General features: G+C 50.1%; 13 protein-coding genes and 2 pseudogenes. 9 read left to right on the forward strand and 6 right to left on the reverse strand.

The window, feature by feature from the left end; translation table 11 throughout:
- Positions 1–21: 21 nt before the first annotated feature.
- Complete coding sequence (locus tag ACLBVC_RS21860; RefSeq protein WP_410151372.1) at positions 22–843, reverse strand: lipid II-degrading bacteriocin; 822 nt, start codon at positions 841–843, stop codon at positions 22–24.
- Between the two features lie 222 nt (positions 844–1,065).
- A pseudogene (locus ACLBVC_RS21865) lies at positions 1,066–1,531 on the reverse strand (NlpC/P60 family protein); the annotation flags it as partial.
- Here ACLBVC_RS21865 and ACLBVC_RS21870 point away from each other — a divergent pair.
- From ACLBVC_RS21870 to ACLBVC_RS21890, 5 genes and pseudogenes are all read left to right on the forward strand, one after another.
- A pseudogene (locus tag ACLBVC_RS21870) lies at positions 1,530–1,814 on the forward strand (HD family hydrolase); the annotation flags it as partial. The pseudogenes ACLBVC_RS21865 and ACLBVC_RS21870 sit on opposite strands and share 2 nt — an antisense overlap.
- 19 nt (positions 1,815–1,833) lie before the next feature.
- Positions 1,834–2,229, forward strand: a complete 396-nt coding sequence (locus tag ACLBVC_RS21875; protein WP_410151373.1) for a hypothetical protein — start codon at positions 1,834–1,836, stop codon at positions 2,227–2,229.
- Positions 2,230–2,425: 196 nt separating this feature from the next.
- A complete protein-coding gene (locus tag ACLBVC_RS21880; RefSeq protein WP_410151374.1) occupies positions 2,426–2,689 on the forward strand; it encodes an excisionase in 264 nt (87 codons plus the stop codon).
- Positions 2,664–3,803, forward strand: coding sequence for a phage integrase Arm DNA-binding domain-containing protein (locus ACLBVC_RS21885; RefSeq protein WP_410151375.1), 1,140 nt, complete (start codon positions 2,664–2,666; stop codon positions 3,801–3,803). The genes ACLBVC_RS21880 and ACLBVC_RS21885 overlap by 26 nt, the downstream gene beginning before the upstream one ends.
- A 383-nt stretch (positions 3,804–4,186) precedes the next feature.
- Positions 4,187–4,378 (forward strand): hypothetical protein, encoded by a 192-nt coding sequence (locus tag ACLBVC_RS21890; protein WP_410151376.1) that lies wholly within the window; start codon positions 4,187–4,189, stop codon positions 4,376–4,378.
- Positions 4,379–4,490: 112 nt separating this feature from the next.
- Here ACLBVC_RS21890 and ACLBVC_RS21895 read toward each other — a convergent pair whose 3' ends face one another.
- Positions 4,491–5,255, reverse strand: coding sequence for a DUF481 domain-containing protein (locus ACLBVC_RS21895; RefSeq protein WP_410151377.1), 765 nt, complete (start codon positions 5,253–5,255; stop codon positions 4,491–4,493).
- Positions 5,256–5,722: 467 nt separating this feature from the next.
- On the opposite strand from ACLBVC_RS21895, the gene nadE reads away from it, so the two are divergent.
- Both nadE and ACLBVC_RS21905 read left to right on the forward strand, forming a co-directional pair.
- Positions 5,723–6,553 carry an ammonia-dependent NAD(+) synthetase gene (nadE, locus tag ACLBVC_RS21900; protein ID WP_410151378.1) on the forward strand — a complete coding sequence of 277 codons (831 nt, stop codon included), beginning with the start codon at positions 5,723–5,725 and terminating at the stop codon, positions 6,551–6,553.
- A 153-nt stretch (positions 6,554–6,706) separates the two neighbouring features.
- Positions 6,707–7,903, forward strand: coding sequence for a multidrug effflux MFS transporter (locus ACLBVC_RS21905; RefSeq protein ID WP_410151379.1), 1,197 nt, complete (start codon positions 6,707–6,709; stop codon positions 7,901–7,903).
- 7 nt (positions 7,904–7,910) lie between these two features.
- Here ACLBVC_RS21905 and dadX read toward each other — a convergent pair whose 3' ends face one another.
- Both dadX and ACLBVC_RS21915 read right to left on the reverse strand, forming a co-directional pair.
- Positions 7,911–8,984 (reverse strand): catabolic alanine racemase DadX, encoded by a 1,074-nt coding sequence (gene dadX, locus ACLBVC_RS21910; protein WP_410151380.1) that lies wholly within the window; start codon positions 8,982–8,984, stop codon positions 7,911–7,913.
- Between the two features lie 72 nt (positions 8,985–9,056).
- Positions 9,057–10,358 carry a D-amino acid dehydrogenase gene (locus ACLBVC_RS21915; protein ID WP_410151381.1) on the reverse strand — a complete coding sequence of 434 codons (1,302 nt, stop codon included), beginning with the start codon at positions 10,356–10,358 and terminating at the stop codon, positions 9,057–9,059.
- 570 nt (positions 10,359–10,928) lie between these two features.
- On the opposite strand from ACLBVC_RS21915, the gene ACLBVC_RS21920 reads away from it, so the two are divergent.
- The gene (locus ACLBVC_RS21920) at positions 10,929–11,759 is read left to right on the forward strand and encodes an alpha/beta fold hydrolase (RefSeq protein ID WP_410151382.1); all 831 of its coding nucleotides are present in this window, start codon (positions 10,929–10,931) and stop codon (positions 11,757–11,759) included.
- Positions 11,760–12,011: 252 nt separating this feature from the next.
- Positions 12,012–13,547, forward strand: coding sequence for a SpoVR family protein (locus ACLBVC_RS21925; protein WP_410151383.1), 1,536 nt, complete (start codon positions 12,012–12,014; stop codon positions 13,545–13,547).
- 85 nt (positions 13,548–13,632) lie between these two features.
- On the opposite strand, the gene fadR is transcribed toward ACLBVC_RS21925, so the two are convergent.
- A complete protein-coding gene (gene fadR, locus ACLBVC_RS21930) occupies positions 13,633–14,352 on the reverse strand; it encodes a fatty acid metabolism transcriptional regulator FadR (RefSeq protein WP_410151384.1) in 720 nt (239 codons plus the stop codon).
- Between the last annotated feature and the right edge of the window lie 209 nt (positions 14,353–14,561).

Raw genomic sequence — 14,561 nt, forward strand, 5'->3', positions numbered from 1 at the left:
ACCTTACGGTGGCTCTATTTTTTAACGGAAACCAGTACCTTTAACCGCAATTTGACCGGGCATAGAAATCTGGTAAGGCTTTCCTTTCGTGTAATCAAGCACTTTTGTTGAAAACTCACCGATTGGCCCCCGGAAGGTACTAGGGTTTGCATCATAGATATCATTATACCCGCGGACAACACCGTTATAGGTCCATGCACCACTTGATTGAATCGTCAGTTTACCTTCCGTTTTCAAAGTAACATTTCCCAGATAGGAGGCAGGTATAATGCCATCTAACATGGTATTGCGACTGAAGTTTTCTGCAATCTGGAAAGTACCTACACGTCCGCTATTTACGATGTTCATCACAGGCGCGATCTGATTAGGTTGAATGCGGAGACCGATGTTTTCAAGTTTTACAAAACGTTCCTTACCATCACCCCACATATAATGCGCCCATGCCGCAATAGAAGACATCGCAGTGCCGCTCAATTCATTTACGCTCTGAGTATTGTAGTTGAAATTACCAGCACCAGGGCCTGTATGAATAGCATCATAATTACTCATTTTTGGCTGTTTCACTAAACGAGTATCTGCATAACAAAACGTCGCAACGTTTGATGCAACGACTTGCATTGTTTTGGGATCCTTCAAATCATGAGTATCCATATACTTAGATATCCATACTGCGCAACCCTGAGCCACTTTAGGTGATTGATAATAGGGAAGTGTTACTTGTAAGAATAATTGCCCTTCATTAGGACCTTGAGCCGCGAACCCCGAAGATAGAGCCGAATAACCACCACCTAAAAATGTACTTGGTGTTGGTGGAGTGCCAGTGCTGGTAATAGTATCAGTCATAATAAATTTTCTCGTTGAAATAGTGAGTCATATTTATAACCAACGAAATATTTTTGATGTAGTCAATTATGTTGTGCAGTACCTGGAACATACAATATGTCATAAAAAATATGGTAGAAACTTCTGTAAGACAAGGTAAAAATCTATTTTTAAGCTCTTACAAAAAGAGATAAAAATTTATTAAGTACATTCAATCTCAATTATATCCATTTTAAGCATGCTTCAAGAAATAGATTGATATCGAACTATTTTCACAGTCCTGTCTCTCCAATATCCGCCGTATGGAACACGTTTACTGAGCATGCCGTACATATGGTGCATTAGCATATTGCCTTCGAGCAGGATCCCTGCGTGATTCCACTTTTTGGACTGAACCTGCATGATCACCATGTCGCCTGGCATAGCTGGTCCGCTGAATTCACGGAACCCGCATTCATACCAGCAGTCCTGATAAAAATTATCTGGGTGCTCGTCTTCCCACCACGGATAGTCAACCCGGTAATCAGTCAGCTCAATTCCGTGCATCTGCCGGTAATAGCTCATCACCAGCCCCCAGCAATCGGTGTGCCCGAGAACGAAAGGTCGCTCGAGTAACGGCAATTCGCCCCGCGGCTGGATGGTTCCCAAAGTCCCCCTCCGGCCAGCTCACAATGTGCCAGGGTAATTCTGTTGCGTCGCACTGCGCCTTACCCGCCCCACTGAAACGCATACTGCCGGACTATGCCCGCATCGAGCGCCAGATTGATGGCCTGATCCGCGAGAAGTACGAGCTGCCTCGAGAGATGAGCGCCTTAGTCAAAACGGCTGACCTGATCATGCTGGCTACCGAGCGTCGGGATCTGGAAGTCGATGCCGATAACTTTTGGCCGATTCTGGAAGGCATCAAACCGACCGACATTCTTATCACACCTCTCAACCCAGTTCAGGCCAGAGCTTTGTTTATGCGCCGCTGGGAAGAGCTGATGTTCTGAACTGGGACGGAGGTAAATCATGACACTGAGCACCGAAGAACTTAAACGGGAAAGTAAATTTTTACGTGAATGCAGGCAACCGGTCGCAGCTTGTGCAATAGATGAGTTGATCTTAATCCGAGAGCAGAAATGCAACCCGGTGCCTTGGATTGTTAGGCCGAATATGGTTTCTGATTTTTCTTATGTCGAGACTGATGCTCGGTGTATTGACGTAGTAGGTAAAACTAACGTCGAGTTAACACCGTTGTTCACCGTCCCGCAGCCACCGGTATTGCCGGAATCGCTAGTTGATGAGGTTTGCCACACCGCAGCAGGCATTTACCAGGCGAGTGATGAAGACGCAGCGCAGGTCATTATTGACGATATCCGCGTTAGATTATCCGCCGTACCAAAGCTAGGCACCGACAATGTCTGAATACTCTCACTTAGTCAGACAATTTCCTGTGAAAAGAATGCTGAATCTGTGGTTTGTTCCAGTTGAGTTTGCACCAGCAATGCCACCAGGTGAAAAAATACCATGGTGGCGAGTTGGGAAATATTACGGGCGATTTCGGATCAGCCAGTAAGCCGGTGTGCAGCCGGCTATAACTAAACGTGTGGAGAAAAACCGTATGGGCCAACTCGTACCTTTGATGGAATGGGCATCCAGTCCGAAAGGGTTTAAATATCCACCAGCACCAGCAACACTTCACCGGTATGCGAAAACCGGACAGATCATCCCTGCCCCGATCAAACAAGGCAGTAAATGGATAGTCGATGAAGACGCGAAGTATGTTGGTGTCATTGCAAAAGCGGAGATCCCGAGTCACCTTCCCGCTTCTGTCAGAGCTTTATTGGAGAAAACGATTAATGGCAGCCAGACCCCGCACACATAAAGTCAACATCCCAAACCTGTACTGCAAGTTAGACCGTAGGACGAGCAAGGTTTACTGGCAATACCGGCATCCAATTACCGGTAAATTTATTGGCTTCGGCACTGATGGGGATACTGCGCGAGAAGCGGCAATCGCTGCAAATAATATGATTGCGGAACAGCAGTCGAAACAGATCAACTATCTGATTGATATGACATTTAAAAACACCACGTCTAAAAATGCAGGCATGAGAGTGTCAGAATGGGCTGATAAATATTTATCAATTCAAGAGGAAAGGGTTTTACACGGGGAAATTAAACCAACAACACTGAAAAATAGAAAATCATGTGTTTTAGTCCTTGCACGAAGATTACCCAATGTTCACCTAAATAATTTGGATACAAAATCACTGGCCGCGATCATGGATGAATATAAGGCTTCAGGTAAACCTCGAATGGCCCAAATACTTAGGGCTGTATGGGGTGATATGTTTAAAGAGGCGCAGCATGCCGGGGAAGTGGAGCCAGGTTTCAACCCAGCAATGGCGACCAGAATACCTCGAGCTAAAGTTGTTCGTGCACGACTCAGCTTTGATGAATGGAAGGCTGCATTTGAAGCAGCAGAAAAACTACAGCCATATGTTCAAAACTCAATGCTGCTCGCCCTGGTCAGTGGCCAGCGTAAGACAGACATTTCGAACATGAAATTTTCTGACGTCTGGGACGGTCACCTGCACATCACTCAATCAAAAACAGGTACCAGACTCGCGCTGCCGATCAGCCTATATTTACCCGAACTAAACATGACTCTTGGGGATGTTATCAAACGATGTAGGGACCGGGTCGTCAGCAAATACATTATTCATCACACACGGTCGCATGGTTCTGCTGCACCTGGTGATCCTGTTGGCGGTAACGGATTGAGCCGCGTTTTTATGGAAGCTCGAAATATGTCCGGACTGAAATTCCCCCGAGGAACAACGCCTCCGTCATTCCATGAACAAAGGTCTATTGCTGAGCGGCTATACAGCGCGCACGGAATCGACACACAAACGTTACTTGGTCACAAATCAGCATCGATGACTGAAAAATACCACGATGACCGGGGTGCTAATTGGATCACTTTGGCTATATGACCGCATATCACGCTCGTTGAAAACTGGGCAAGATTCCCCCCGCCGGAGGGAATTTTTTAAAATTCATTTTGGAGAAGAGTTTTGGAGGGATTTTGGGGTGGATTTTTTACTTCATAAAATCAGTTGGTTGCAGCTTCGCAAGCTGCTCCATAAGCAAACTGAGAACAGTTAATGTTCGACGTTAATTTAAAAGCCGGCGGATATTGCCGGCTTTTTTGTCGATATTATCCCAACAATAATTTGCAACTTATAACATTATTCGCCCCGGATCACAGTTTGCGTCCCCGCACAGCGGCACACTATCTTCCATAAATTTAAGACCCAATCACCTGTGATGTTGCCTTCTTTTTCGGTTGTTTAAACAAAGGGTTGGGGAATGCATTATGGAAAAAATTCACATTGAAGATAAGCCCGTTGAGATCGGGTTCGAAGACGGACTTTATGTCTCGTATTCAGAGAGTTACCATGAGGGAAAGTTAGAGCATATTGACCGCGATGCATTTATTGCCTTATTAGCAAAAGAATTCAAAACAACAGCGGCAAGGATCGAGACTCAGGTGAGTAACTATATTTAGAGCCAGAACAGAACCGGCCGGGATATTTTGAGACAAACCACGCCGCATAACTGCGCATAAAAAAAGCCAGAGGATCTCTCCCCTGGCTTTTTCGACAATTCCGCGAAGGAAATTACATGCCGTAAACCAGATTCACAGAAGTGACGGTGTCGGTTTTATCCGGCGCACTCGCTGGTGGTTTGGTGTTGTAAGTCACGTCATACGCAACTTTCAGCGAGAAGTGGCTATTGATAGCAACAGTCAGCGCCGTTTCTGAGTTCAGCGTGGTTTCATCGTTGGCCAATACTGAGAAGCCCTGAGTGAAACGTGCGGTATCGCTGATCTGATAACCGTAAGTCCCTGAACCGTAGGCCAGAGCACGGGTCTGGTGGCCGCCCTGCTCGAATTCATCGTGACGAACACCAGGACCGGCTTCCAGATTCAAGGTATGAACCGGGCCGCTCCAGATCTGACGACCGTAACCGAGGGTGGCGACATCGCGCGCGCGATAGCCGTTATAGCGGTCGCTCAGCCAGCTCGCCTGACCAAAGACGTAGTTCGCGTTATCCAGATTATAACGGGTACGACCGCCTGCCTGATACTTCTCGGATGAACGGACACCGGAAGAAGAAGTGTTACGCGCAGAACCCCACAGGCTGTAAGCCGTGTTGGTATCAAACCAGGTCATGGTGGTATCAGCATTCAGCGTGGAGTTGCTGGTGTTACCGGTTTGTGCACTGTAACCCGCCTGCACATTGCCTACGAAAGGCTTCTTCGCCTGAGCAGGGTCATCGAGCGCAGTGAAAATTGTGGTGTCTGCAAGGCTTGAAATACTAAACAGCGCTGCACCGCAAATTACGGCACAAGCTGGTAAACGACGTACAACCCGAAAAAACATTTTGTTTCCCCAATAAGACTTAAGGCAAATAACGAGAGTAAACCACACGATTTATGCCATTAATTAGGATCCGTTAATCAAGCCTGACAACTCCGTTTCGATGGCACATACATACAAATATTCTTACCGCAACAAATATAACGCACTCAGCACGGGATATCTTAATAAAGCGGCTTTTTTAGATAGTTCCGAATGACATATATTTCCGGCAATAGAAACATACAAAATCATTACGTTCTCTTGCATTGAATTTTTATTTCAATGCAGTTCTGTAATCATTCCTGGTACGCCAAACTGACTTCTTGCCCTGCCGCTCCCGTCAGAGAGCTTGCGAACCGGCGACGTACAGATTTCCGCCGAACTCTTCGCTGAATCTTGTCCTTTTGAGCGATGCGGGGTAGTTTTATCCCAATAACATCTTATTTTTGCCTCGGGTTCCTCGAAGGCAGCCTTCAGGAGGAGTGGTCATGGCTTTACAAAAAGAGATTATTCAGGCTCTGCACGTTAAACCGCATATCGATACCACACAGGAAATCCGTGTCAGCGTCGATTTTCTCAAAAGTTATCTGCTGGCCCATCCGTTCATCAGGACACTGGTTCTGGGTATCAGCGGCGGGCAGGATTCTACTCTTACCGGCAAACTTTGCCAAACAGCAATTAGCGAATTACGCACGGAAACGAAAGAAGATGACTATCAGTTCATCGCCGTGCGTTTGCCGTACGGCGTGCAGGCTGACGAGTCCGATTGTCAGGACGCCATCACTTTTATTCAGCCCGATCAGGTTCTGACCGTAAATATTAAAAATGCCGTGCTGGCCAGCGAGGCGACATTACGTGAAATTGGCATTGAGCTGAGTGACTTCATTAAGGGTAATGAGAAAGCCCGTGAACGTATGAAAGCCCAGTACAGCATCGCCGGGATGAAAAAAGGCGTTGTCGTCGGGACGGATCATGCAGCCGAAGCCGTTACCGGTTTCTTCACAAAATACGGCGACGGCGGCACGGATATCAACCCGATTTTCCGCCTGAACAAACGTCAGGGTAAAGCACTGCTCAAAACGCTGGGCTGCCCGGAGCATCTGTACACCAAAGCGCCGACCGCGGATCTGGAAGAAAACCGCCCTTCTCTGCCGGATGAAGTCGCGCTGGGCGTGACCTACGAGCTGATCGACGATTATCTTGAGGGCAAAAAAGTGGACGATAGCGTCGCAGCGATTATCGAAGGCTGGTATCTGCGCACTGAACATAAACGTCAGCCGCCGGTCACAGTGTTCGATGATTTCTGGAAGAAAAAGTAAATCCTGATGTTCATCTCTGACGGACACGTATTGCGTGTCCGTTTTTTCTCCCGGCTTCTCCCTTTCGCCTTTGATATCACAAGTTACTTTCCATTCATTAACGAAATCATTACCCTTACCCCCCTTCCGGACTGAATGACAGTGATGTTTCCAATGCAAAAATTCCTTTTTCTGCTGCTGAGCCTGGTGTTGCTCGGCCCTCTGGGTATCGATTTGTACCTGCCCGCCATCCCGGCGATTGCCCTCGGTTTACAAAGTTCCGAAGCGGTAATTCAGTCTTCGATTTCGCTATTCATTCTGGTGATGGGATTAGGGCAACTGGTCGCTGGTCCGCTGGTGGATAAATTTGGACGTCGCCCGATCGCGATTATTGGCATCGTGGTTTATCTGGCGGGCGCAATTATCGCGGCAACGTCGGTTGCGCCGTGGATGTTCCTGATATCCCGCGTGGTTCAGGGGCTGGCCGTGTGCTGTACGTCGGTGGTGATTTTCAGCGGTGTGCGTGACCGCATGAGCGGCAACGACGCCGCCCGCGCCTACGGTTTCCTCAACGGAACGCTCAATATTATCCCCGCGCTTGCGCCGCTTATTGGCGGCCTGATTGCGCAATATTATGGCTGGCGTGCGCCCTTCTGGGCGCTGGCCGGTTACACCGTGGCGGTCATGCTGCTGGTCATTTTCAAACTCCCGGAAACCCGCCCGGCAGATACCCAAACCAACTCCGGCCTGCCGTTCCGCCAGTACACACGGATCCTGTCGGATTCACGCTTCATCACTTTTGCCGCAGTTAACGCCGGTGCGATGGGCATGGCGCTGACCTATGTCTCGCTGGCGCCGACCGTGCTGATGAACGTCGCAGGCCTCAATCCGCTGGAGTTTTCTATTGTATTCGGCGCAAATGGCTTCTGGATTATGGCGGTAAGTTTTATTGCCAACCGTATTATCCGTAAAGTGGGTCGCCCGGCGTGCCTGAAAACCGGCGGTATTCTGATGTTTACCGGTTGTCTGGGGCTGATCGCCGGGATCACACTGGTTCCTGCCGCTGAACAAACAGCGACCTGGCTGTATATGCTGCCGGTCGCCAGTGCCTGCGCAGGCCTGGCGTTCCTGATGGGGCCAGCCACCAGCTACGCGCTGGAGCCGTTCTCAAGTGAAGCCGGTGTGGCGTCTGCGCTGGTCGGTTCGGTACAGATGGCGGGAGGTGCACTGCTGGGCTTTATTGCGATGGCGTTGCCGTTACAACCTAAGCTAAGCCTTGCGCTGGTAATGCTGGCGGGAGGCTGTCTGGCGATGCTGGCGCGTCGTGCCAGTAAGAAATCGACGGGCCAGCTGACCCGTCTGGAAAACTAAAAAAACCTTACCCGATGGCGTTTACCGGTACGCGTGGCGCGAGCGCACTCAGCAGCTCGTAGCCCAGCGTACCGGCAGCCGTAGCCACATCATCTACCGGCAGATTACTGCCCCACAGTTCGACCGGCGCACCGATTTGTGCCTGCGGACACGGCGTTAAATCCACCGCCAGCATATCCATCGAAACCGTTCCTACCGTTTTTGTTCTCACGCCATCCACCCAAACCGGCGTGCCTGAAGGCGCATGCCGCGGATAGCCATCAGCATAACCACAGGCCACCACGCCCACGCGCTGCGATTGTCCGGCACGATAACGCCCGCCATACCCGACACGGTCACCGGCATTTAGCAACTGTACGGCAATCAACTCACTTTTCAGTGTCATCACCGGTTGCAACCCGGTTTGGGCGATGTCCTGCCACTGCCCGCTCGGCGAGGCGCCATAAAGAATAATCCCCGGACGGATCCAGTCATAATGCGTTGACGGATGCCACAGCGTCGCCGCCGAATTGGCAAGACAGCGCGGGCCGGAAATATTTTGCCCGGCCAGATTTACGGCCGCCATCTGCGTATCTACTCCTTCGACGCTGTCCGCCGTGGCGAAGTGACTCATCAGCGTGATTTCCCCGACTTGCTTCAGTTCACGTAACTCATGCCAGACATCGCTGACGCGCGCCGGTGCAAATCCCAGACGGTTCATACCGCTGTTCACTTTCAGATATACATTCACCGGCTGGCTGAGATTTGCCTGCGCCAGCGCCTGAATTTGCCAGTCACTGTGTACTGACGTCGTCAGGCGATAGTGATCAATCATGATTAAATCAGCGGGAGAAAAGAAGCCTTCCAGCAGCAGGATAGACCCCTGCCAGCCGGATTCACGCAGTAATATCGCTTCGTTGAAATCGAGTAATGCAAAACCCTCCGTGGCTGACAGGCTTTTCCAGATACGGGAGATTCCGTGGCCGTATCCGTTGGCTTTCACCACCGACCAGACTTTGCTGTTGGGGGCGAAACCGCGGATAACATTGAGATTTTGGGATAACGCAGACAGAGATAAAGTGGCTGAAATCGGGCGAGGCATACCAGCTCCGGCAAAGTGCAAAGTAACGCCCGTGCGGCGTCAGTCACCGCGCGGGGGGAGGAAAATCGGGGTTTAAGCCACCGGATGCATTTTATGCGGGCCAGCCGGACGCGCGATAAAACCGGGGCTGTAACGTTCAGCAGATAAATCATCAGACGGAATAGCCGGTGTCACGCCGGACATAATATCCGATAACAGCTGACCGGAACCGCAGGCCATTGTCCAGCCGAGCGTGCCGTGGCCGGTATTCAGATACAGATTTTTGATGCGCGTACGGCCCACAATCGGCGTGCCGTCTGGCGTCATCGGGCGCAAGCCTGTCCAGAAAGTCGCCGCCTCCACGTTGCCGCCGTTCGGATAGAGATCTTTAACCACCATCTCCAGCGTTTCGCGACGCGCCTGCGCCAGCTTCAGGTTGAATCCGACAATTTCCGCCATCCCGCCGACACGGATGCGCTTATCAAAACGCGTAATCGCAATTTTATAGGTCTCATCCAGCACGGTAGAAACCGGTGCAGAAGCCGGGTCAGTGATCGGAATCGTTAGCGAATAGCCTTTCAGCGGATACACCGGAATGGAAACGAGATCTGCCAGCAGCGCGGTGGAATAAGAACCGAATGCCACCACATAAGCCTCCGCTTTCACCAGCTCGTCACCACACTGCACGCCGGTAATCTCGCCGTTTTCAACATGCAGCTTATCGACGGTCCGGTTGAATTCGAATTTCACGCCAGCTTGCCGCGCCATGTCCGCCAGCGTACGGGTGAACAACTGGCAGTCGCCGGTTTCATCATTAGGCAAACGCAGGCCGCCGGTCAGCTTGTGCGCGACCTGCGCCAGAGCCGGTTCTGCCGTCGCCAGTTGGCTAGACTCCAGCAACTGATACGGAACACCGGCGTCTTCGAGCACCGCGATATCTTTCGCAGCGCTCTCAAACTGTTGCGCTGTACGGAATAGCTGCAACGTCCCGCCCTGACGGCCTTCGTACTGAATACCGGTTTCTTCACGCAACGCCTTCATGCAATCGCGGCTGTATTCCGCCAGACGGACCATACGGCTTTTGTTGGTCTGATAGTGGTTCATGTCGCAGTTACGCAGCATTTGCCACATCCATTTAAGCTGGAACTGGGTTCCGTCCAGACGAATTGCCAGCGGCGCATGCTTCTGGAACATCCATTTAATCGCTTTAACAGGAACACCCGGAGCCGCCCATGGCGCGGCATAGCCCGGTGAGATCTGCCCCGCATTTCCCGCGCTGGTTTCTTCCGCTGGCCCGGACTGACGGTCAATAACCGTCACATCATGTCCCGCCTTAGCCAGATACCATGCACTGGCGACACCGACCACACCACTGCCTAAAATCACCACACGCATATCGACTCCACTCCACGACAAAACAAAGCATAATATTCTGATGACAGGAAATTAACCTGACTGCGAAAAATCGCCAACACAGGCGTTCATAACCGTGAGTTGTTTCACATTTATTTATCGTTCATGACAGCATTATTTTCAATAGCTGCAAATAAATAACGATATCTCGCAACATTTCTGCTTTGCAGAGAGAAAGTTATGGTTTTTTGACAGCAATGACTGCATTGATGTCATTAACCTTCTCCACTTTCCCGCCGGGTATTACCCTGGTCTTTTATTCTTTTATAAAAGCATAATTTCAGCATAAATCACTGCCATTAATGCAGAGTTTGACATTACCTGATATCTCGCACATCAAACGGGGTTGATGCTTGCAGGGAGTTTATAAAACAGGTTTTTCAGCTAAACGCGACTACGTAAGAAGTTGGCTCTCCGAAAGCTGTCCATCTGAATGGCCAGCCCAAAATGTGAGCAACATCGCAATCGTTCAATTAGTGACCTACACTTCGAGGGTTTCATAACCCGCACCGTTCATTTCAGCGACTTTCATTCAGTGATAAGGAGTCACCCGTGAATAACTCAAACTTTCTGAAGCTCAAAGATGGCACGCAACTGTTCTATAAAGATTGGGGAAACGGTCAGCCGGTGGTTTTCAGTCATGGCTGGCCGTTGTCCGGCGATGCATTCGAAGATCAGATGCTGTTTCTGGCGGAGAAAGGTTACCGTGTGATCGCGCACGACCGCCGCGGACACGGGCGCTCCTCGCAGCCGTGGGATGGCCACAATATGGAACAATACGGTGATGATCTGGCTGAACTCACCGCTCACTTAGACCTCAAAGATGCAGTGCATATCGGGCATTCAACCGGCGGCGGCGAAGTCGCGCGTTATATTGGCCGCCACGGTACGGCGCGCGTTGCCAAAGCCGTGCTGATTGGTGCAGTGCCGCCGATAATGGTCAAAACAGATTTCAACCCGGCCGGTCTGCCACTTTCCGTATTTGACGGGATCCGTGGCGGCGTACAAAAAGACCGCTCGCAGTTTTTCCTGGATTTGCCAGACGCCTTTTTCGGCTTTAACCGCGCAGGGGCAAAAGTTTCAGAAGGTTTGCGTCAGAGTTTCTGGCGTCAGGGCATGCAGGCTTCAGTCAAAGCACTTTATGATTGTGTGCAAGCTTTCTCTGAAACAGACCAGCGTGAAGACCTGAAAAAAATGACGATCCCGACGCTGGTCATTTACGGTGACGATGACCAGATTGTGCCCCCGGCCTCTTCCAGCGAAGCCGCGCTGAAGCTTCTTCCACACGGAAAAGGCAAAGTCTATCCGGGCGCATCGCACGGTTTATGCAACACACATAAAGATCAGATTAATGAAGATTTATTAGAATTTATCCGCAGTTAATACCGCGTCCCCCCCGCTTTCAACTGTCTGAAACTGACCCAAAACCCGATTTTTTGCGGCTTTGGGTCTTCATCGCGCAACGATTGACAGCCCTTTCCATCAGGATATAGTTTTGATGAGGAATGGAATCATGGTGTTTATCCTGCAGCACACTCAGATTGAGCTACGATTATCAAAGGACGTGCGAAATCTTAAGAAAAGGTTGTGAATCAAACACTCTGTAGCGTCCATAACTAAATGAGGGTGCGGCTTATGACGACAGTGACCCAAAAGAAAAAAACTGAGGACAAACGTCTTAGCGATGGACCGGACTGGACGTTTGAGTTATTGCAAACCTATCTCGAAGAAATTGACCGGGTCGCCAAATCGTACCGGCTGGAGACCTATCCGCATCAAATCGAGATCATCACTTCTGAACAAATGATGGATGCCTATTCCAGTATTGGCATGCCCATCAATTACACACACTGGTCGTTTGGCAAAAAATTTATTGAAACCGAGCAACTGTATAAACACGGCCAGCAAGGCCTGGCGTACGAAATCGTCATCAACTCTAACCCGTGTATCGCCTATCTGATGGAAGAAAATACCATCACGATGCAGGCGCTGGTCATCGCGCATGCCTGCTACGGCCACAATTCATTCTTCAAAAATAACTATCTGTTTAAAAGCTGGACCGACGCCAGTTCGATTGTCGATTACCTGCTGTTTGCCAAACGTTATATCAGTGAATGCGAAGAGCGCTACGGCGTCGATGAAGTGGAACGGTTGCTCGATTCCTGCCATGCGCTGATGAATTATGGTGTTGACCGCTATAAACGCCCGCAGAAGATTTCATTGCAGGAAGAACTGGCGCGGCAGAAAAGTCGTGAAGAGTATCTGCAAAGTCAGGTGAATTCGCTATGGAAAACGCTGCCGCGCAAAGACAGCGTGGATGCCCCGGAACAGGCGCGCCGCTTCCCTTCTGAGCCGCAGGAAAATCTGCTGTATTTCATGGAGAAAAACGCCCCCCTGCTGGAATCCTGGCAACGGGAGATTTTGCGCATTGTGCGTAAAATCAGCCAGTATTTTTATCCTCAGAAACAGACTCAGGTCATGAACGAAGGCTGGGCGACATTCTGGCACTACACTATTTTGAATCATCTGTATGACGAAGGAAAAGTCTCGGATCGCTTCATTCTGGAGTTCCTGCACAGCCATACCAATGTGGTGTATCAGCCGCCGTATAACAGCCCGTATTACAGCGGGATCAACCCGTATGCGCTGGGGTTCGCGATGTTTCAGGATATCAAACGTATCTGTCAGGAACCGACCGAAGAAGATCGCTACTGGTTCCCGGATATCGCCGGTTCAGACTGGCTGACGACGCTGCATTTCGCGATGCGGGACTTCAAAGATGAAAGCTTTATCAGCCAGTTCCTGTCGCCAAAAGTGATGCGTGATTTCCGCCTGTTTACGGTGCTCGATGACGATCACAATAATTATCTGGAAATCGCGGCGATTCATAACGAGGAAGGTTATCGCGCGATACGACAGGAATTGTCGGCGCAATATAATCTGAGTAACCACGAACCGAATATTCAGGTCTGGAATGTCGACTTGCGCGGTGACCGTTCGCTGACACTGCGTTATATCCCGCAAGACCGCGCGCCGCTGGACAAGAGCCGTCGTGAAGTGATGAAACACGTTCACCGTTTGTGGGGCTTCGATGTATTTATCGAGCAGCTCAACGAAGACGGCAGCGTGGAACTGCTGGAACGTTGCCCGCCAAGGCCAACCCCGCTCTGACCGGCACACACTTCGGACTTTAAAAGTTGATGCATTAAAAAAGGGCGCTAAGCGCCCTTTCTCATTTCCGCAGAATCCGCGAAACTCAGCGTTTCTGTTCGGTCAGATCACCCGGCATGGTGCCCTGCATGCTGTGCCAGATTTCACCACTCTGACGACCATAATTACGCACGCAATCCACAATCTGCTCGTAGCTTTTTTCGTGGCAAATGTCGGACAGCTTTTTGTAGAAGTTGATCGCCAGTTTGCGCGCTTCCGGATTGGAGAAGTAATAACGGCCAACGCGCGTATACAGACCGCGTAACCCGTTAATGATCAGACCATAAATCGGGTTGCCGGATGCAAACGCCAGACCGCGGAAAATACCGTAATCCAGCGCAGTAAAGGCTTCAGCCTGATCTTCCACTTCGGCGGCTTTCGCCAGTACCTGCTGCGTTTCTTCCGGATTCGTCCGCATTGCCTTACGGATGAAAATGGTCGCGATATTGGTACGCACGGACAGAAGATTATCGATGAGCTGCGGAACGCTGTCGTGATCAAGACGCGCCAGCGTTTCCAGAATATTCAGACCCGAAGTTTCCCAGAAGTTGTTCACCTTCGTCGGTTTACCGTGCTGAATGGTCAGCCAGCCATCACGGGCAAGACGTTGTAAAACCTCACGTAATGTGGTTCGGGTTACGCCAATGAGTTCTGAAAGTTCGCGCTCCGCAGGTAAGATTGAGCCCGGCGGAAACCGGCTGTTCCAAATACTTTCAATGATGTACTCTTCGGCAAAACCGGCAGGACTTTGTGCCTTAATAACCATGTGTTTGTCGTTCCGTGTGAGGCATTTATCAGGGATATAGTTGAGCTCATCATACCAGATGAAAATCAGCGGTTATAGCGCTCAGGCAGAACTAATGTTGAAACTGTGCAGGGGTTGGCAGAATTTCCCTTTTTTTAAGGACTTATTATTTCCCCACCGCAGGAGAAAATCTTTCCCCGGAGGATTACACTAGTCTATCTTTTTGATAC

Source organism: Rahnella selenatireducens (genome assembly GCF_046449555.1).
Lineage (GTDB): Bacteria > Pseudomonadota > Gammaproteobacteria > Enterobacterales > Enterobacteriaceae > Rahnella > Rahnella selenatireducens.